Origin of the sequence: Endozoicomonas montiporae CL-33 (assembly GCF_001583435.1) — a bacterium.
Classification (GTDB): Bacteria; Pseudomonadota; Gammaproteobacteria; order Pseudomonadales; family Endozoicomonadaceae; genus Endozoicomonas_A; species Endozoicomonas_A montiporae.
Genome location: NZ_CP013251.1, coordinates 1,111,189 through 1,128,942, shown reverse-complemented (window position 1 = coordinate 1,128,942; position 17,754 = coordinate 1,111,189). Strand labels below are relative to the sequence as shown.

At 47.5% G+C, this 17,754-nt stretch carries 20 protein-coding genes; 8 read left to right on the top strand and 12 right to left on the bottom strand.

What is annotated here, in order from left to right; translation table 11 throughout:
- Window positions 1-12: 12 nt before the first annotated feature.
- The 3 genes from EZMO1_RS04915 (at window position 13) to ribB (ending at window position 2,313) form a co-directional block, all read left to right on the top strand.
- Window positions 13-771 (top strand): AzlC family ABC transporter permease, encoded by a 759-nt coding sequence (locus tag EZMO1_RS04915; protein WP_034875044.1) that lies wholly within the window; start codon window positions 13-15, stop codon window positions 769-771.
- Window positions 764-1,078 carry an AzlD domain-containing protein gene (locus EZMO1_RS04910; protein ID WP_034875046.1) on the top strand — a complete coding sequence of 105 codons (315 nt, stop codon included), beginning with the start codon at window positions 764-766 and terminating at the stop codon, window positions 1,076-1,078. Before EZMO1_RS04915 ends, EZMO1_RS04910 begins: the two co-directional genes overlap by 8 nt.
- Before the next feature lie 581 nt (window positions 1,079-1,659).
- Window positions 1,660-2,313, top strand: coding sequence for a 3,4-dihydroxy-2-butanone-4-phosphate synthase (gene ribB, locus EZMO1_RS04905; protein WP_034875049.1), 654 nt, complete (start codon window positions 1,660-1,662; stop codon window positions 2,311-2,313).
- A gap of 60 nt (window positions 2,314-2,373) precedes the next feature.
- On the opposite strand, the gene EZMO1_RS27745 is transcribed toward ribB, so the two are convergent.
- Both EZMO1_RS27745 and EZMO1_RS25305 read right to left on the bottom strand, forming a co-directional pair.
- Window positions 2,374-2,508 (bottom strand): hypothetical protein, encoded by a 135-nt coding sequence (locus EZMO1_RS27745; RefSeq protein ID WP_269077867.1) that lies wholly within the window; start codon window positions 2,506-2,508, stop codon window positions 2,374-2,376.
- A 23-nt stretch (window positions 2,509-2,531) separates the two neighbouring features.
- Entirely contained in the window at window positions 2,532-2,744 is a 213-nt protein-coding gene (locus EZMO1_RS25305) for a TetR/AcrR family transcriptional regulator (protein WP_145912473.1), read from the bottom strand.
- 226 nt (window positions 2,745-2,970) lie between these two features.
- On the opposite strand from EZMO1_RS25305, the gene EZMO1_RS04900 reads away from it, so the two are divergent.
- A complete protein-coding gene (locus EZMO1_RS04900) occupies window positions 2,971-4,335 on the top strand; it encodes an MATE family efflux transporter (RefSeq protein ID WP_034875051.1) in 1,365 nt (454 codons plus the stop codon).
- A 71-nt stretch (window positions 4,336-4,406) separates the two neighbouring features.
- Here EZMO1_RS04900 and EZMO1_RS04895 read toward each other — a convergent pair whose 3' ends face one another.
- The 5 genes from EZMO1_RS04895 to EZMO1_RS04875 all read right to left on the bottom strand — a co-directional run bounded on the left by EZMO1_RS04895 (window position 4,407) and on the right by EZMO1_RS04875 (window position 8,879).
- Entirely contained in the window at window positions 4,407-4,919 is a 513-nt protein-coding gene (locus tag EZMO1_RS04895; protein ID WP_034875053.1) for a lactoylglutathione lyase family protein, read from the bottom strand.
- 42 nt (window positions 4,920-4,961) lie between these two features.
- A complete protein-coding gene (locus tag EZMO1_RS04890) occupies window positions 4,962-6,287 on the bottom strand; it encodes a phospholipase D family protein (protein ID WP_160174045.1) in 1,326 nt (441 codons plus the stop codon).
- A gap of 232 nt (window positions 6,288-6,519) precedes the next feature.
- Window positions 6,520-7,419 carry an AEC family transporter gene (locus EZMO1_RS04885; RefSeq protein WP_051789833.1) on the bottom strand — a complete coding sequence of 300 codons (900 nt, stop codon included), beginning with the start codon at window positions 7,417-7,419 and terminating at the stop codon, window positions 6,520-6,522.
- 134 nt (window positions 7,420-7,553) lie between these two features.
- Window positions 7,554-8,258: a DNA-3-methyladenine glycosylase I gene (locus tag EZMO1_RS04880; RefSeq protein WP_034875057.1), complete on the bottom strand. Its 705-nt coding sequence runs from the start codon at window positions 8,256-8,258 to the stop codon at window positions 7,554-7,556.
- Between the two features lie 3 nt (window positions 8,259-8,261).
- Window positions 8,262-8,879 (bottom strand): TetR/AcrR family transcriptional regulator, encoded by a 618-nt coding sequence (locus tag EZMO1_RS04875; protein WP_034875059.1) that lies wholly within the window; start codon window positions 8,877-8,879, stop codon window positions 8,262-8,264.
- Window positions 8,880-9,072: 193 nt separating this feature from the next.
- Between EZMO1_RS04875 and EZMO1_RS04870 the strand changes: the two genes are divergently transcribed.
- The 3 genes from EZMO1_RS04870 to EZMO1_RS04860 all read left to right on the top strand — a co-directional run bounded on the left by EZMO1_RS04870 (window position 9,073) and on the right by EZMO1_RS04860 (window position 11,665).
- Window positions 9,073-10,092, top strand: a complete 1,020-nt coding sequence (locus tag EZMO1_RS04870) for an MBL fold metallo-hydrolase (protein WP_034875693.1) — start codon at window positions 9,073-9,075, stop codon at window positions 10,090-10,092.
- A 148-nt stretch (window positions 10,093-10,240) separates the two neighbouring features.
- Window positions 10,241-11,422 (top strand): alpha/beta hydrolase, encoded by a 1,182-nt coding sequence (locus EZMO1_RS04865; protein ID WP_034875062.1) that lies wholly within the window; start codon window positions 10,241-10,243, stop codon window positions 11,420-11,422.
- Window positions 11,423-11,449: 27 nt separating this feature from the next.
- Window positions 11,450-11,665 carry a hypothetical protein gene (locus EZMO1_RS04860; protein WP_034875065.1) on the top strand — a complete coding sequence of 72 codons (216 nt, stop codon included), beginning with the start codon at window positions 11,450-11,452 and terminating at the stop codon, window positions 11,663-11,665.
- A 74-nt stretch (window positions 11,666-11,739) separates the two neighbouring features.
- Here EZMO1_RS04860 and EZMO1_RS04855 read toward each other — a convergent pair whose 3' ends face one another.
- From EZMO1_RS04855 to EZMO1_RS27995, 4 genes are all read right to left on the bottom strand, one after another.
- Window positions 11,740-13,191: a catalase gene (locus tag EZMO1_RS04855; protein WP_034875066.1), complete on the bottom strand. Its 1,452-nt coding sequence runs from the start codon at window positions 13,189-13,191 to the stop codon at window positions 11,740-11,742.
- Window positions 13,192-13,298: 107 nt separating this feature from the next.
- Complete coding sequence (locus EZMO1_RS04850) at window positions 13,299-13,799, bottom strand: MFS transporter (protein WP_051789835.1); 501 nt, start codon at window positions 13,797-13,799, stop codon at window positions 13,299-13,301.
- Window positions 13,800-13,819: 20 nt separating this feature from the next.
- Window positions 13,820-14,527: a Bcr/CflA family efflux MFS transporter gene (locus EZMO1_RS04845; RefSeq protein ID WP_051789837.1), complete on the bottom strand. Its 708-nt coding sequence runs from the start codon at window positions 14,525-14,527 to the stop codon at window positions 13,820-13,822.
- Window positions 14,528-14,884: 357 nt separating this feature from the next.
- Window positions 14,885-15,642, bottom strand: a protein-coding gene (locus EZMO1_RS27995; RefSeq protein WP_420809906.1) for an IS1 family transposase whose coding sequence is annotated in 2 segments (ribosomal slippage) — window positions 14,885-15,375 and window positions 15,375-15,642 — 759 coding nt in all. Because the reading frame shifts where the segments join, the coding sequence is not laid out codon by codon here.
- Between the two features lie 103 nt (window positions 15,643-15,745).
- On the opposite strand from EZMO1_RS27995, the gene EZMO1_RS26095 reads away from it, so the two are divergent.
- On the top strand, window positions 15,746-15,946 hold the full coding sequence (locus EZMO1_RS26095) for a hypothetical protein (protein ID WP_145912472.1): 201 nt from the start codon (window positions 15,746-15,748) through the stop codon (window positions 15,944-15,946).
- Window positions 15,947-16,017: 71 nt separating this feature from the next.
- On the opposite strand, the gene EZMO1_RS04830 is transcribed toward EZMO1_RS26095, so the two are convergent.
- Window positions 16,018-17,697 (bottom strand): ShlB/FhaC/HecB family hemolysin secretion/activation protein, encoded by a 1,680-nt coding sequence (locus tag EZMO1_RS04830; RefSeq protein WP_034875068.1) that lies wholly within the window; start codon window positions 17,695-17,697, stop codon window positions 16,018-16,020.
- Window positions 17,698-17,754: the final 57 nt, after the last annotated feature.

The following is a 17,754-nucleotide window of genomic DNA, read 5'->3' as shown; positions in this document are numbered from 1 at the left end:
AACACAATAACAATGCCTGACCAGACACCTTCTCCTGCCCGCCTGTTGTTGCAGGGCGCTCAACACTCTCTGCCACTGATTCTTGCAGCCGTCCCTTTCGGCATTCTCTATGGTGTTCTGGCAAAAGCCGCCGGAATGTCCGACCTTGCCATCATAGGCATGTCGGCACTGGTGTTTGCCGGTTCGGCGCAGTTTCTTGCTGTCTCCATGCTGGGAGCTGCCGCCGCCTGGCCAGCCATTCTATTGGCAACGTTTTTTGTTAACCTGCGCCATATGCTCTACGCAGCGACACTGGTGCCTCATACACGACACATGCGCAGTAGCATCCGCGCCAAACTGGCATTCTGGCTCACCGATGAAACCTTTGCGGTTGTCTCCGGCTGGCTGCGTACCCATCAGGACGGAAAGGGGTTGTACTGGTACTACACCGGTTCGGCACTACTGATGTACAGCAACTGGCTGCTGTGCAGCTGGATCGGTTTAACCCTTGGGCAAAACCTGCCCGGCATGACTGATCTCGGACTTGAAGTCGCCATGATTGTTGCTTTTGTCGGCATTATTGCGCCTGCGATGGTTTACAGTCCCATGTGGCTGGCAGGTATCAGCGCCGGAGTGTGTGCAATTTTCACCATCGACTGGCCTTACCAGAGTGGTTTGATTGTTTCCTCTGTAGTGGGCGTCTCTCTGGGACTGATTCTGGAAACCCTGAACCTGTCCAAAACAATAAAGTCTCAAGATCATTCATCCGAAGGGGGGCTGAATCGTGAATGAGTGGTTACTGATTTTGAGTATGGCCGCCATAACGTTTGGAATTCGTTTTGTTTTGCTGGCGACCTCTGGTCGATGGACACTGCCACCCAATATCGAGCGATCGTTAAAGTACGTTCCGGTTGCAGTACTCAGTGCCATTATTGTTCAGACCATTCTGGTGCGGGCTCCAGACGGTTCGAACGGCATTAACGTTGCGTTTTTCTGGTCTGCCATTGTCGCCTTTATTGTTTCCCGCATCAGCAATAGCCTGATGATCACTGTCATTGCCGGGCTGGCATTTTACTGGGTCTGTATTTCCTTCTTTTAGACTATTGAGCCTTAACGCCGGTTTTATTAGGATGTGCAGACCAGACGCGCGCGTCTGGTAAAACTATTCTCAGGGCGGGGTGAAATTCCCCACCGGCGGTATTTTTTATTCAATAAGTACTCGGCCATATGGAATCGAATATTTCTGGCTTATTGGGCAGATGCTATGCAAGGCGCAACGACGGGAGCATAGCAAGCTATGTGACCAGAGTTGCAACGCAGTCACGACTGCATGGATGCAGGAGATAGGGTAACGCAGGAGCAGTTACCGAGAGCACCTGAACAATGAGTCAGAAAATATGATTTCATATGGTTGAGTACTTATGTCGTCGAATAAAGAGAGCCCGCGAGCGCCTGTCGTTGATGTCTCACGACAGGGTCAGCAGATCTGGTGCGAAACCAGAGCCGACGGTTACAGTCCGGATGGAAGAGAATAAACCAGGGTTTCAGTATTGTGGCTGAAACCAGTGTGTTCGTTCATTCAGGTATGCAGCACGGCTCAAATGAGTTCGGCCAGCAGAGCCTGTCTATTCCTTTGCCCTGATTCTGGTAATCCTTTTTACTCCATGCTGGACCACTACCATGAATCAGTCTCTACTCTCACCTTTCGGCACCTCTGAAGACCGTGTGATCAGTGCCCTGAATGCCATAAAAGAAGGGCGTGGTGTCGTACTCGTTGATGATGAGGATCGGGAAAACGAAGGTGATCTGATCTTCGCTGCCGAAACCATTACCCCGCCCCAGATGGCACTGCTGATCAGGGAATGCAGTGGCATTGTCTGCCTGTGTATGACCGATGAAAAACTCAGACAGCTAGACCTGCCACCGATGGTGTCCGACAACACCAGCAAGAATGGAACGGCTTTTACCGTCACCATTGAAGCCAGAGTCGGAGTCACAACCGGGGTTTCTGCTGCTGACCGTGTTACCACCATTAAAACCGCTATCGCAGACGGCTGCCGTCCGGAAGATCTGGCCCGTCCCGGTCATGTCTTTCCTCTGCGGGCTCAACCCGGTGGTGTGCTGACACGACGTGGTCATACGGAAGGAACGGTAGACCTTGCCTCAATGGCAGGCTTAAAACCGGCAGGCGTGCTGTGCGAGTTAACCCATGAAGACGGAACAATGATGCGCCTGCCGGCTCTGATCGAGTTCGCCAGACAACATCATATGCCCGTCCTGACCATTGAAGATCTTGTGCAGTACCGCTTAAACCTTCAGGTTAAAACAGCATAATGAGATAGGCCGTGAAGCGTTAAGAGTGCAACATTTAAGAAACATTTTTAAGAAACAACGTTAAGAAACAAAGAGCGCCTGCAGTGCTGGTCTGACCAGTGACTGCATGTGCTCTTTACCGGGAGCCAGTCGTCCCATAATGGAAATGGAACAGGTAACCCCCATTACGAAGATGACCAGTCCGTCAATATCCATTGTGTTATTCAGCCCTGGCTCTTTCAAGTCCGTGACGCTAACTGGTCGGTGTAATGATTAAGCATTGCCAGCAACAATCCTTCTTTACTGCCAAACGCTGAATACAGGCTAACCGCCTGAAGCCCTGTGATTTTAATGATTTCGCTGACCGGAGTCGTATAGTAACCTTTGTGCCAGAAAAGATGCATAGCACTATCGGTTACAATACTCCTGTCATACTGTTGTGGTCTAGCCATTTCGGTGCCGCAGGTGATTATACGGACTTGCTTTTGTTGACGATCAACCAATACGCAAGTCGCTTTAAGTCCAGTTTTTTATAAAAATCTGACCAGACAGTTATTAACCCCTACGCACTTTCCCCTACCTCCTGATAGCTCAATACATTGCTATTTCTCTTTATCATATGGACTTCTGTACTAATTAATTCAAGAAGAAAGGTTCACGCAACCTAAGCCTATCTCTATGAGCCAACTGAATCGGTTGGGTAGTGCCCCTATTGGCAAATTACTCATCAATATGACTCTGCCAGCCTGCTCCGGCATTCTGGTGCTGATGATGTACAACATCATCGATACAATTATCGTCGGTCAATACGCCGGTGCCATGGCAATTGCCGGTATGTCCGTGGTGCTGCCCGTCAGTATGCTGATACCGACCCTGGGCATGGGAATCGGTGTCGGTGCATCATCCATTATCTCCCGCAGCCTTGGGGCAAAAGACTTTAAAACCGCACAACAGGCTTTTGGCAATGCACTGTCTCTGGCGGCAGTTGTTTGTATAACGGTGTCGGTTCTGTGCGGATTCTATGCCACTGAAATTCTGTCCCTGTTTGGCGGACGTGGCGAGATTCTGCCCTACGCCATGGAATACTATTCCATTATTCTCTTCGGCATTCCGCTGCTGGGAAGCTGGATGTGCATGAATAATATGCTTCGTGCAGAAGGTCTGACCAAATATTCGGTTATTGGTATGTGCCTGTCGTCTGCTATCAATATTATTCTGGATATCGTGTTTGTCATTTATATGGACATGGGGCTGAAAGGCGCAGCCATCGCAACCGTTATTTCACAGCTGGCAGCATTAGTCTATCTGGTATTGTTCTATTTGAGCGGGCGCAGCCATCTTAAATTCAAACGCCAATCGTTCAAATGGGACAAAGCCATTATTCGTGAAACCCTGTCTCTGGGCGCATCAACGGTTGGACGACAAGGTTCAGGCAGTGCCATGGTAGTACTGCTGAACCAGAGCCTTTATCTCTATGGTGGCCCGGTAGCCGTAGCCGTTTACGGCGTTTTGCACAGAATCATCTCGCTGCTGTTCGTTCCGATCATTGGCATGACTCAGGGCTTCTTACCCATAGCAGGCTATAACTATGGCGCGAAGCAGTATGACCGGGTGCTGGAAGTCGTCTACAAATCCATCTTGTTCGGAACGATTGTGTCTGCCACTCTGGCGTTTCTGGCCTGGAGTTTTCCGGAAGTCCTGATCAAACTGTTTACCAGCGATGAAACCGTTCTGGAACTGGGTGTTCAGGGGCTGAAAACCATCACGGTTCTGATGCCACTGGCTGCTGCTCAGAATATTGCCGCTGGTTATTTTCAAGCCATGGGCAAACCTGTTGCCGCTTTTATCCTGACCATCAGCCGTCAGGTGCTGATTCTGATTCCAATGCTGTATCTGTTGCCACAGATGTTCGAGCTGAAAGGTGTCTGGCTGGCCTTCCCTGTGTCCGACGCACTGGCCTGCATTGTGACATTAACTGTTTTTGCCAGAGAACTGCCAAAACTGAAGGCTGCTCAACAGGAAGTAATGCTACAAACCACTTAGAAACCGTCTTAGATTAGAGGAGCCTCTCTGTTGTGGTTTTGCAGAACAACAGAGAGGCTTCACTTGAACAATCAGCTACCGTAAGCCCCTGCCGAATAAGTCAGCTCATAACTGTGTGAATACACTTCAAGAATGTTGCCAAACGGGTCTTCCATATACACCATTCGGTAAGGCTTCTCATTCGGAAAATAGTACCTGACCGGCATTCTCTGTTTCCCACCGTGACGAACAATACGCTCAGCCAGACCTTCTACATCCGGATCCTGAACACAAAAATGGAAGATGCTGGTTTTCCAGTATTCAAAATTATTATCGGGCGTTTCATGGTTAGGAAACTGAAAAATTTCAACCCCTATACGATCCCCGGTCGATAAATGGGCAATTCGAAAAGAACCCCAGCCACTGCCAAATACATCGGTGCACATCACACCAATAGCACTGTCGTCTTCTGTGATTTCAGTGGGCGGCATAATCAGATACCAGCCCAACACCTCGGTATAAAACTCAACCGCTTTTTCAAGGTCGGGAACAGAAAGGCCGATATGGCTAAAGCTGCGAGGGTATGGATGTGTACTGCTTGACATGAACAACTCCTGAAACACTGATGTTTCAGGAGTCAGGATAGTCTACAATTGACTTTCAATCGGAAAAATAGACATCAGACGTATACCTGTGCGCAATAGCCAGGACGTTTCCGGATCCGTAGTGGCATCCACTTCGCCCTGCCCATTGATCCATTCAATCGTATTGCCATTTTTTTGGAGTAACCAGTACAGGTTACGGTCCGCCCCGAGCATTTCTTCTTTCATGTATCTGACCAGTTCCGGCGAATGATAAATCACACCGTTTTCAGTGTTCAGCCTGACGGAACGGGGATCAAGGTTAAGAGACCCCACAAACACAATACTGCCATCAATAATGTAGGTTTTTGCATGCAGGCTGGCCCGGCTACTGGAACCCTGAATAAACTTTTTCTTTTCACTGAGACTGGGTTTCATTTCAATCAGAACAACGCCAAGATCAAGCAGTTCAGAGCGATACTGACTATAACCGGTGTGCACCAGAGCCACATCGGTTGAAGCAAGGCTGTTGGTCACAATGGTAACCCGAACTCCTCTTTCGACCATTGAGCGTATAAAAGCCATGCCCTCTTTCCCTGGCACAAAATACGCCGACACCATGATCACTTCTTCCTGTGCTTTCTGAAAGTACGGCTCCAGTCTGGGTGTCAGGTGAATACTGCTGTCAATATCAACCAGTTCAATTTTATCAGGCATATCGGCATAGACACTGGCCTGCCCCCAGAACCATTGCAAATCACCTTTACGTAAATTCTCAATAAGCGGCGCATTCTGCAGACGCATAAAATACTGCTGCCCTTCCGGCGTTTGCATGGCTTTTTCCAGTTTCCGCATCAACCTTGTGCGCTTTTTATCGGAAACATCATGCCCTTTAATAATGGTTTCAGCCGGGTAACTGTAATCACTGTTCCAGTATTCATCAAAATCGACCGAAATATCCGGCACTGCTGCACCAATCTGAACCATATCAAGGTCAGCAAACTCAACGACACTGGCATCGAAATACTCATCGCCAATATTGCGTCCACCAATGATGGCAATCTGATTATCAACAATAAACGACTTATTGTGCATACGGCGGTTTATGCGGCTGAAATCGGTGACCAGATTGAGACTTCTTAGTAATCCTCGGGTCGTGACCGGGTTAAACAAGCGGACTTCAATGTTCGGATGCTGATTCAGAACCGATAGCATTCGATCTTTATCAGACGCTCCCAGATCATCCAGCAGCATCCTGACCCTGACCCCTTTATCAGCGGCATGCAGCAGTCGTTTGGTAAACAGTTGCCCCGCCAGGTCGTTCTTATACAGATAGTATTGAACGTCTATGCTTTTTTGGGCAGCATCAATCAGCGCTAGTCTGGTCGCCATTGCGTCAAGGCCGTTGCTAAGGGGATAAAACCCCGTTTCATTCTGTGAGTGTGATTTCAGAGTTTCCTTTATATGTGTGCCAATCAGCGTATTTTCTGTTGTTGTAAACGCATGGGACTCGGTGCGCTGGACGTTTTTCGGCAGATTAGTACAGCCCGCGTTGGTAAAAAGAGCTGTAACCGTGATGAGTAACAACCAGAATCTGGGCTTGCGCCAGCCGGACAATAACATCTCAGATAACCCCCAGAGTCCTCATGGCAAACAGCCCTATACTGACCGCTGGCAAGGATGCCAGAGTGGTCAAAACGATAATATTAGCAGCCAGTTCCCCGTTTCCACCGGAAGCTTTTGCCATGATGAAACTGGCTGCTGCCGTTGGACAGGACATCATCAGAAACAGAACGCCCAGTTCCATCTGGTCATAATCAAGAAGAATGGCAACCGGCACCGCAATAGCAGGCAGTACAGCCACTTTGAACAGGCTGGCCCAAAACGACACATGACTGGTTTTTCCCAGCGCCCTGATACTGAGCGTACCGCCTACGCCCAACAAAGCCAGTGGCAGGGTGATCTGGGCAAAATAGTTGCCCACTTTGTCGATCACACCAGGGATCTCCAGCCCGTTTGTACTGAATAGCACACCCGCAAACACGGCCATAATCAACGGATTGGAAACGATATCTTTGATCAGTTTGGCGGGGCTGACCTGCTGTGACCGATCCTGCCCGTAATACGTCAGCAGTATGATCGACAGAATGTTATAGACAGGAATGGTAATGGCCATCATTAACGACAGTTGTGCAATACCGGCTTCGCCATACATATTTCCGGCCAGAGCCAGCCCCACAACCGCCAGGTTGCCACGGGCAGCCCCCTGTATAAACACGCCCCGATCCTGCCATGCCGCAACAACCTTCAGAGACAGAAGCCAGGCAAGAAAGAAACCGGCGATAGTGACCACGCAGGTGAACAACAGCAAATCCGCATCAAACGGCTCACTGTGATCCAGAGAAGAAAGGCTGAAAAAAAGAACAGCAGGCAGACCAAAGTTAAACACCAGGCGGGATGAAACGCTTATAAAATGATCATCAATATACCCTGTCTTCTTTAACAGAATACCTGCCAGTAGCATTATACAAACAGGCAGAGTGACTCCAGCTGTAAACAACAGGGTATCTAGCATTACACGTGACTCGATTAACCGGTAAACCGATAAGTTTGCCCAAGCCTTGCGGGAAAAGGAATACAGAGAAATCGAAAAGGCAATTAATTAGTAACTTCTGCCTGTACCCGATTTTCTCCAACCCCGAATGCCAATAATTGACTGAGTTCGGTATAACTGCGGCCACTGCTGTCATGTAGCTGGTTAAAAAAGCCCTGAATGGCTTTAAGGCTCTTCTGACTGCTGACGCTGCCATCAATGATTTTCATGGCTCTAAAGTACCCTTCAATATCCCGGGTCAGTAAAAATGAGTCTTTACCAATGGCGCGCAACGCATAGGGGCCGGTGTTACCTCCAAGCCGGGAACCATGTTTCTTAAGATACATCCATAAACCAACGATATTCTCTTCCGGCCATTGGGCAATGAACTGACCAAAGCTGCCGTGCTCGCGGGCAACATCACTGATCATCAGGGCATTGTCCCGAATGCTCCAGACCTTTCTCAGGTGTCGTATGATTTTCGGATCGGTGGCTTTTCGTTCCAGCATGTCATCGGGCATCATCAGCAGTTTCTCAATATCGAAACCCCAGAATACCTCTTCAAAATCTTGCCACTTCTGATCCACCACCCGCCATACAAAACCACTCTGAAAGACTTTGCGGGTTAACTCTGCCAGATAACGGTCATCAGGAATACGCTGCAACCGAGCCGGTGACAAAGGCTTTGCCAGCAGTGTTTCCAAAGCCCGCTCTCCACCCTTGCGTTCACAGGCCCGATCATAAATCACCTGATAGCTTTCCTGTTTCACACTCTACTCCTTCAACTCATACTGATTCAAAAACATGGCGATGGTAGACTCAACGACCTCTTGTTGCTGCTCAGGTGTTAATAGCGGTGAATGCCCGATTGCCTGAGGCCAGAAACCAAACCCCTTCAGCAAATAAATGAGTTGCGTCGCCATAAACTCCGGATCACCACTGACCAATCGTTTGTCGTTTATTCCTGCCTGCAGCCAGCGTACCAGACCGGAGTCATCTTCACTGATCTTTGCCATAGCCTGCCTGGCAAGGGTTTCTGAATGCATATACTCAGCCAGAATGCAGCGGGAAAGACAGATGTAATCATCCACTGCGTATAAGTTCATTGTCGCCAGTGCAAAACCTTTCAGCTGCTCAGCCAATGGCCTTTCTGAAACATACTCCATAGACTCTGCGGCCTTAACACGCTGCCAGAGGCTGTTGGCAATATCCAGAAACAGCTCTTCTTTACTGGGAAAATGGTTATAGACTGTTCTTTTTGAAACTCCGGCTCGCTCTGAAATCCGGTCCATACTGGCACCCTGAACGCCCCTCTCTTTGAACTCATTGGTTGCCGCTTCAAGAATAGAAGCGCGTTTCTGCTGACTTCTTGTCAGCGTTTTTTCAGCCATATTACTCACCCTGGCAGTTTTCAAGCCATTCAAAATCTTTACACACCAATATTACACTTATCAGTTTACTTTCTGAAAGACTTCCCTATACTAAACTCATCAGTTTACTTTTTGAACCATACCCATATCGCACCCTATGTCACGATCAAGCCGCTATTTTCAACGCCTTTTGAGTTATTTTGGAGTTATTGCCATGACCGTAGGTATCAGTTCTAATGCATTTGCTGACTCTCGGATAACGGGTACAGACCTGCTCAGCAATGGCAAATTTCAAAATGCCAGTGGCGAAAAAGCTGCCGGACTCAGCAGTTTTCCAAAAATCATGTGGCGCACCATGGGGGAAAAGTCGTCAGACGCTACTCCCAGTCAGACCATCCCTGTTGAACCTCTGACTCTGTCAGCCATGGAAAAACTGGAAGGCACTCTTGCCGTCAAGCTGGGCCATTCGTCAATCCTGCTTCGACTGAATGAGGGTTACTGGCTGATGGATCCAGTGTTCTCTGAACGGGCTTCTCCGGTTCAGTGGGCCGGACCAAAACGCTTTCACGAAGCCCCGATAGAACTTGAGGCTTTGCCTGATCTTGAGGGTGTCATTATTTCCCATGACCATTATGACCATTTGGATAAAGACACCATCCTGAAACTTGAAAACCGCGTTAAACAGTTTTATGTTCCGCTTGGTGTGGGAAAGTTGATGCAGACATGGGGGGTTGCTGAAGACAAAATCACCGAACTCGACTGGTGGGAATCGGCGCTTCATGGTGACATTAAGCTGGTTGCTACACCTGCCCAGCACTTTTCTGGCCGGGGTCTGATGGACAGAAACAAAACCTTATGGGCTTCCTGGGTCATTATGACAGACAGTGAACGGTTTTTTTTCAGCGGTGACAGTGGTTATTTTGATGGTTTCAAAACCATTGGCGACCGCTATGGCCCCTTCGACCTGACCTTTATTGAAACCGGTGCTTACCACCAGGAGTGGGCCAACATTCATATGTTTCCGGAAGAGAGTGTTCAGGCACATAAAGACCTTCGCGGAAAATGGATGGTACCAGTACACAACGCTACCTTTGATCTGGCTTTACACGCCTGGTACGAGCCTTTGGAAAGAGTCATTGCCGCAGGCAAAAAGCATAACCAGCAGGTGCTGACACCTAAGTTTGGCGAAATCCTTCAACTGGAAAGCCCTGAGCCACGAAAACCCTGGTGGTAAAAGCTCAGCCATCGAAGCACAATAGCTACGACCTTCCTGTTGTGCTTCGACGGCAAACAGCAACGTTCGCATTTTCATAATTTTTTATCTGACCAAAGACTTTGGTATAGTCAGGCTTAACCGGCTTATCTAAAAAATAATTACGAAGATGTTGTATCGACCCATCATACCCAGCCTCCTTCTTGCTCTCAGCCTTAGTGGTTGTAGTCAGGCGCCTGACAGCCCGGCTTTTACTGTTTCGGATTCCCAACCCGCCTATAATCAAACGACTTTCCATGACTATATAAACGACACTCGCGAATGGTTAAGTCATAACCGGGCATTCATTACCCAAAACAAACGCCTTGAGCTGGACAGTAACAGTCCATTTGAGCTGGCACCTGTCAAAAATAACCCGTCCGATAAAACCGCACCGACAAAAGGCATTCTGCTGGTACATGGTTTGGGCGACTCACCATACTCCTTTGTTGATATCGCTCCGCTTCTGGCACAACAAGGTTTTCTGGTCAGAACCATTCTACTGCCTGGTCATGGCTCCAAACCGGCGGATCTTATTCAAGTGACCATGGAAGACTGGGAGGATGCTGTTTCTCATCATGCAGATTTAATGGCTTTAGAAGTCGATCAGCTCTGGCTGGGAGGCTTTTCTACCGGCGCAAATCTGGTAACCAGCTGGGCGACACAACAAAAAGCCGATACGGTAAAAGGCATGCTGCTGTTTTCTCCGGGTTATAAACCCAAAAGCAGTCTGGTGGCTCTCTCTCCGGCACTGTCTTACTTTAAGGATTGGGCTGATATTGACCTTGCCAATAACTATGTTCGTTATGATTCATTGGCAGTGAACGGCGCAGGAGAGTATTACAAAACCAGTAAAACGGTACGTTCAGATCTGAATATAAACCCGGTGACATTTCCTGTCTTGATGACCATCAGTGAAAACGACAGTGTGATTGATGCTGAAAACGTACTGTCATTATTCGAAACACAGTTTACTCACCCTGACAGCCAGCTGATCTGGTACGGAACGGCACCGGACACAAAGGACTCCAGAGTATCAGTCCTGGAAAGTTCTATTCCTGAATTCAATATCAGCAATTTTTCACATATGAACGCCCTGTTTGCGCCTGACAACGATTACTACGGCCAGAATGGCAGCTATCGTATGTGTGACAATGGTCAGACGCTTCAGGCCAACGAACAGTGCCCAACAGCTAAAACGGTCTGGTACTCGGCCTGGGGCTATCGCGAAGAAAATAAGATTCACGCAAGGCTGACATGGAATCCATATTTTGCAGAGCTGGAAAAGTCGATTAAAACTATTACAGAATAGAATTAATCAACTTCAGGATTTCAACTAATGCTTCGCTTCTTTTTTACGCTGGTGATTATTGTGGTGGCCTTTCTTGGCCTGACCAAGAATCAGGAACTGATCGTTAACAGTAAAACATTCTACTTTCAGGCAGACTTTCCAAGATTCACCGAAAAGCCACTGTATGTCATAAAGCTGGGAGAAAGACCCGGACTGGGTGGAGTGGTTGACAGTGTAAAGTCACGACTATCAAAGCAGCAATAACCATTGCTTAGCACTACGAAAAAGCCCTTTGTGCAATACAAAGGGCTATCGTTGTTTATTCAGTCACTTCCTGCTTACCCTTCCAGCAAAGCCTGAATGCGTTGCCCATAGTCTTCATCACAACGAGTGAAGTGCTCAATCATACGACTTTGAACAGATTCCGTTGCCTGACTCAGGCCACCGGCAATATTACTCACCAACTGTTGCTTCCGGTCTTCAGACATAATTCGGTACAAGTTGCCTGCCTGAGAGTAATTGTCTTCATCTGACGAGTCATAAGCTTTCAGCCATGCATCGGTTTCCAGAGGCATGGAAGGTTCACCAAACTGTGCCGCAGGAGCCGGTGCATCAGTACGGTCATTCGGATAAAAGTTAACGTCACCGTTTTGCAGATGTCCGGTAACAGGACAACCGCTGGCGCCCGCCATCGCACCATCACGCTGATAGTGATGCACCGGACACAACGGCTTGTTAACAGGAATCTGTTGATGATTCACACCGAGACGATAACGGTGTGCATCCGCATAAGCAAAAAGACGTCCCTGCAACACTTTATCGGGTGATACGCCAACGCCTGGCACCAGATTAGAAGGCGCAAAGGCTACCTGCTCGGTTTCAGCAAAGTAGTTATCAACATTGCGATTCAACTCCAGTATACCAATGTCTTTTAATGGAAACTCACTGTGAGGCCAGACCTTGGTCAGATCAAACGGGTTAAAGCTGCATTGCCTGGCCTGCTCATCCGTCATAATCTGGATCTTCACTGACCAGCTGGGGAAATCGCCCTTGTCGATTGCTTCTACCAGATCTTTCTGCATACCATCAGCAGGCTGCTTCTCGGCTTCCTCATTGGTTAGCGTTTCAATGCCCTGATTCGTCTTGAAGTGCCATTTAACCCAGAACCGCTCTCCGTCTTTATTCCACAGACTCAGGGTGTGGGAGCCATAGCCGTTAGTATGTCTCAGAGACTTGGGAATACCCCGGTCTGACATAAGAATGGTAATCTGGTGCATGGACTGGGGATGGTTTGCCCAGAACTCAAAATGGTGCGCAGGATTAGGCAGATTGGTTTTCGGGTCTTTCTTTTGCGAATGGATAAAGTCAGGGAACTTGGCCGGATCACGAATAAAGAACACGGGCGTATTATTACCAACGATATCGTAGTTACCCTGTTCTGTATAAAAGCGCAGGGCAAAACCTCTGACATCCCTGACGTAATCACCCGAATCCTGACCACCGGCTACGGTGGAAAAGCGTAGAAACACATCCGTTTTCTTACCAGCATCCTTGAGAAAGTCTGCGATTGTATAGTCGGACAGGTCCTTATTCAGGGTAAATGTACCATAGGCTCCATAACCCCTGGCATGAACGACACGCTCTGGAATTCTTTCGCGGTTAAAATGAGCAAGCTTTTCAAACAGATGAACATTGTCAAATGTCAGTGAGCCTCGCTCTCCCGCAGAAACACTGTTGTTGTCGTCAGCAACCGGGGCACCACTAGCGGTAGTCAAGTACGTCTTGCTCATTCCAACCTCCATTCAGGTGGATGTTTTATTATATGCAATCTCTACTTTACGGACTGGGCATCAGAGTTCTAATCGGAAGTTTCGATAGAACTTATGCAGGCAGGCTATCAGAGGCGGTGGCGAGCCTGTTCAAAATCAGGCTCCGGCACCCGTCTGCTCACCGTAAATGCCAGCAAAGAAAGGGAGCTCCCTACCAGCATGGTGACAACCATCGGCAGAAGCGTACCATCATGAAACAGAGATGCTATGATCCCGGTCAATCCTGCCAGCCCAAAGTTCATGGTACCAATCACGGCATTGGCTGTACCTGACACGTCAGGAAAATACTTCAGGGCACAACTGGTCGCATTAGCAGCAATCAGGCTGATGGAACAGATGTTCATCAGAATCAGAAGATAAACAACAATAAACTGAGGTTCGAACATCACCGTATACACCACCAGTGAGAAGGAGGCAGCAACCTGCAGGGTTAGCCCAACCGGAATGAGCTGTATTGGGTCGTATCGGTTGAGAAGCTTCATATTAAACCGGTTCAGCACCATATAAAGCAAAACATTGGCACCAAACAACAGCGGATAAATATTGGGTGAAATGCCGAAATATTCCATATAGGCAAAAGGTGAAGAGGTCAGAAAAGTAAACAGCCCCCCAGACCAAAACTAATGCAGAGAATAAAGCCCATGGCTCTGGTATGCCTTAACACTTTTCCATACGCTTTAATAACTGTACGAACCGATGAAGACGACGCCTCTCCCCGGTGATGAGTTTCAGGGAAATAAAACACCACCATCACCAGCAACAGGCCGCTGTATACCGCCAGTGCAACAAAAATGGTGCGCCATTGTGAAAAAGCGAGCACGACTGCGCCAAAGCTGGGCGCCACCATGGGAGCCATCAGCATGATCATCGAGACCAGGGACAACATCTTTGCGGCTTCCCGTTTGTCGCTGTATCGATCTCTCACCGTCGCTGCTGCAATAACGACCGTTGCACCGCCGCCTAACGCCTGAATAAATCGCAGAAAAAGCATCTGGCTTACCGATTCAACCTGACTGATTAACAGGCTTGCCACTAAAAAAAGACCTAGCCCAAACAGGGCAACCGGTTTTCGGCCTCTGCTGTCTGAAACAGGACCGCCGATGATTTGTCCTACCGCAGCGCCAAGAAAATAATAACTGACCGTTAACTGCAGGCTGGCTGAGGATGTACCGAAGTCGGCAGCCATTGCCGGTAAAGCGGGGAGGTAGGTATCAATGGCGAAGGGTCCAATAGCGACCAGAGCTGCGAGCATAACAGCAAGACGAATGGACAGTGACTCACTACTGGCCTTGTTCATGGGACATTCCGAATATTTTTATTTGTTTTTTGTCGTATATCGCGCCATCATACCATTGAATGAAGTGAGCGTCAGAACTCACTGGAAGCCGAGAAAATTCTTCTGTCTCTATTCTACCAATGTAACCGGTTCCAAATTAACCTGTGTCAACATCTGACACCGGCTAGGTATTTACTCTTATCCTATTCACTGTAACAGGCATGTAACTTGCTTACATTAATGTGTCGTAGAACACAACAAAAACCATGAAGCAACAACATCAGCTATAAGATGAACTGCTTTCATGAATAATAATTTCCAAAGCAACTTCGATGCTATTGGGGGTATTAATGAAACGATGGTAGTGGGCCAGAACTGTTATATCGCGTGAATATTGACCCCAAACTCAACTTTATTAATCAATAATCCAATAACAATATCGTGCATCTTTTCGAGCTTTGAAAAACAAATTGTCTTTCTGGCCAACCGTTTAATCCAAGTCCGAAAATTAAGGTTTTTACGCTCTATCTTCTGAGTGTTTGCTTTACCAATAATATGCATGTTTTCATCAAGGTGTCGCTCATAGGCTCCCCAATCATCGGTGTAAAATTTATTAATACCAAATGGCTTCAGAAGTGTTTTGAGTTCTTTAAAAACTTCATCTTTCCGTTTTCCGAAAACATAAGCAAGCACGGTATTTGTAGCGTGATCAACAGCATACCAAAGCCAGCGTTGGTTCGATTTATCATGAACATACGACCACTGCTCATCTAGCTCAGCCTCTTGGCAGACAAGCCCTACATGAATAATTGCATCTGACTTGAGATCAATAGTTTGAATATTTGGGTTGACCTTTACCAGACCGCTTTCTTTTTTTTTAGAGTCTTTATTACTGTTGTCTTGCTTATTCCGAGTACTTTACTTGTATCCCTGATTCCGCTGCCATTTATTGCCATATCGATGATTTTTTCTTTAACGCCAGGCTCACAGGCCTTGTAGCGATATTCAAGCATGAAGGTTTTGATTTCACATTTGTCATTACAGCAATAGTATCGTGGAACATCATGAGTGCTGTATCCGAAAGGCCGAACTTGGTTACTGCCACATGTTGTACAGAGGACTTGCGTAAGGCACATTTTTAAACCGCATTTTTCAAAGTTGCCGAATGTCGTATTTTAGCAGACAGGGCTAGAATCACAGAACTGTGCCACTACCGAAACGATTAGGGAAGCAAAAAAAATGACGTCCAGCCACAACACGACTTATGATTCTGTCTCCCAGCCCATTCGCCAGGCGGCACTGGGCTACATCAGCGGCACCTTAGAGGAATGGCCAATACTCGATAAAGAGCTTAGAAAACACGGCGTTGTTCTACCTTCTTCAACTCGCTCTGACGCCTGCCGTAAAGTTTGTCTGCGTATTCTGAAAGATCACGACTAAGTCAGTCTGTCCGTCTGATTCAGGGTATGCAGTCAAGCCATGGTGCACACCCTGAGCAGACTCATGCACGTTTAATTAAACTTCAGGATAAATCGGGCATAAACTTCTCCACCCCGTTCAGAAGAAGAAATAGCATTCAAACGTTGCGCTGCAGTGATTTCCATACTTCCCATTGGCATTGCGAATTTTAAACCAATTCCTGTCGATGTGATTTGTTCTTTTCGATCAGGCGCATAAATTTCGCCGTAATCAAAAAAAATAAATGAGTCAACAGGTGACTGTTTCAAACTGAAACCATAATAGTGAAGCTCTGTCTGATTTTTCCAACCGTTGTCGCCAGAAACCGCATTGCTTCGATAGCCTCTGATGCTATAGATACCACCCAGCGTAAAGCCCAGGGAAGCGGGCAAGTTTTTATCTCCAGACCACTGCCCCTGCAAGGAAGACATCACATAAAAAGGCTTATTAAAGTTGTAAACAACAGACAATTCAGGGCTCGACAAATTAATATAACGATTGTCGTTGTTTATTTTTGATACGCTATTAACCCGGCTATTCAGTAAACGTGCATTAATCCGCCAGTCATGACCGACATAGTTATATTCCACTCCAAACTGAAACCGGTCATTGCGGTAGTCCGACAGTGGCTCTCCGGCAATCGAATTTTCAGATTCAAGACGACTTCCGGACAACAGCAGGTTTAACCACTGATCGTCATTGAACCAGACAAGATAACGAGCATCCAACGACAATCTCAGGCTATCACCCACGACATTGACATCGTAGCTCTGAAGACTCATATCGGTATACTGAAACGTTGCACCCAGTCTCCAACCATCGTAGCCAACAATTCGGAAGTAACTGCCACTTAAAGACCTCAACCCATTGGAAACAACACCATAGGCCAATAGCTTGTCGGCCGGATCAAAAACAGACTCACGCTGATACAACAGACTGAACTGCTCCGCACCGGCATCTTTAGAGCCATAATTATCAAAATACATCGTCAACCCTTGCTCGGATTCAGGAACTCTGATCACCACATCCGTCAGCCCAAACGACTGTCCGGCTTTGAGTTCAGCCTGAAGACGCTGGTCATGCACACGATTGTAAAACTGAATATCACGCTCCAAAGCCGTCACATCAATAGACTTTTCCTGCCAGTCCGTATTAATCCAGTGCTGGAAATAGTCTGCGTCATACTCAGCCACGGGATCACCAGCCAGCACCAGCTCACCAAAACGGCCTTCAACCAGCCTGACACTGACAACACCGTCTTCAATACTCTGCTCCGGAAAAACAGCCGTTGCCGTATAAATGCCCTTATTACGATAGAGTTGCTTTATGCCATTAAGAATGGTTTGAAGATCCTGATAGCTGACCGGTTTAGCCAACCAGGGTTTAACGACGCCTTCCAATTCACCCTGAGACAGATGTCTTGAAGCGTTAAACCGTACCCCCTGCAACACCACTACAGAATAACTGGATATCTGGCTTGTATCCGATTCCGGACTTTCTGTGTCTTTTTTAACCGCTGGTACTTTTTTATCCGGTATGGAGTCGGTCAATCGACGCTGCTGGGTTTCTATCTCTCTGCCAATCACACCCGCCGGATCAGGCAACGGCGGCTGTGCCGCCAGACTGTATGAAGAAGCACCGACAATAACGGTTATCACCAGTGCTTTATGCTGTGAAGAAGGTAAAAGCCTGTATCGCAGGCTTTTTTTAAGATTATTTTTATTATTATACAAGAACGTTGACCCCTGTCCTGCAACGCCTTTTCGCCTTTAGAAAAGGCTTTACTTCCT

Excerpts from the sequence above, each read along its gene's own strand:
- EZMO1_RS04895 (WP_034875053.1), bottom strand. The coding sequence starts at position 4,919 with ATGTCAAGCAGTACACATCCATACCCTCGCAGCTTTAGCCATATCGGC.
- EZMO1_RS04915 (WP_034875044.1), top strand. The coding sequence starts at position 13 with ATGCCTGACCAGACACCTTCTCCTGCCCGCCTGTTGTTGCAGGGCGCT.
- EZMO1_RS04850 (WP_051789835.1), bottom strand. The coding sequence starts at position 13,799 with ATGGAATATTTCGGCATTTCACCCAATATTTATCCGCTGTTGTTTGGT.
- ribB (WP_034875049.1), top strand. The coding sequence starts at position 1,660 with ATGAATCAGTCTCTACTCTCACCTTTCGGCACCTCTGAAGACCGTGTG.
- EZMO1_RS04855 (WP_034875066.1), bottom strand. The coding sequence starts at position 13,191 with ATGAGCAAGACGTACTTGACTACCGCTAGTGGTGCCCCGGTTGCTGAC.
- EZMO1_RS04890 (WP_160174045.1), bottom strand. The coding sequence starts at position 6,287 with ATGGCGACCAGACTAGCGCTGATTGATGCTGCCCAAAAAAGCATAGAC.
- EZMO1_RS04875 (WP_034875059.1), bottom strand. The coding sequence starts at position 8,879 with ATGGCTGAAAAAACGCTGACAAGAAGTCAGCAGAAACGCGCTTCTATT.
- EZMO1_RS04885 (WP_051789833.1), bottom strand. The coding sequence starts at position 7,419 with ATGCTACTGGCAGGTATTCTGTTAAAGAAGACAGGGTATATTGATGAT.
- EZMO1_RS25305 (WP_145912473.1), bottom strand. The coding sequence starts at position 2,744 with ATGGCTAGACCACAACAGTATGACAGGAGTATTGTAACCGATAGTGCT.
- EZMO1_RS04865 (WP_034875062.1), top strand. The coding sequence starts at position 10,241 with ATGTTGTATCGACCCATCATACCCAGCCTCCTTCTTGCTCTCAGCCTT.
- EZMO1_RS26095 (WP_145912472.1), top strand. The coding sequence starts at position 15,746 with ATGACGTCCAGCCACAACACGACTTATGATTCTGTCTCCCAGCCCATT.
- EZMO1_RS04870 (WP_034875693.1), top strand. The coding sequence starts at position 9,073 with ATGACCGTAGGTATCAGTTCTAATGCATTTGCTGACTCTCGGATAACG.
- EZMO1_RS27745 (WP_269077867.1), bottom strand. The coding sequence starts at position 2,508 with ATGGATATTGACGGACTGGTCATCTTCGTAATGGGGGTTACCTGTTCC.
- EZMO1_RS04900 (WP_034875051.1), top strand. The coding sequence starts at position 2,971 with ATGAGCCAACTGAATCGGTTGGGTAGTGCCCCTATTGGCAAATTACTC.
- EZMO1_RS04860 (WP_034875065.1), top strand. The coding sequence starts at position 11,450 with ATGCTTCGCTTCTTTTTTACGCTGGTGATTATTGTGGTGGCCTTTCTT.
- EZMO1_RS04845 (WP_051789837.1), bottom strand. The coding sequence starts at position 14,527 with ATGAACAAGGCCAGTAGTGAGTCACTGTCCATTCGTCTTGCTGTTATG.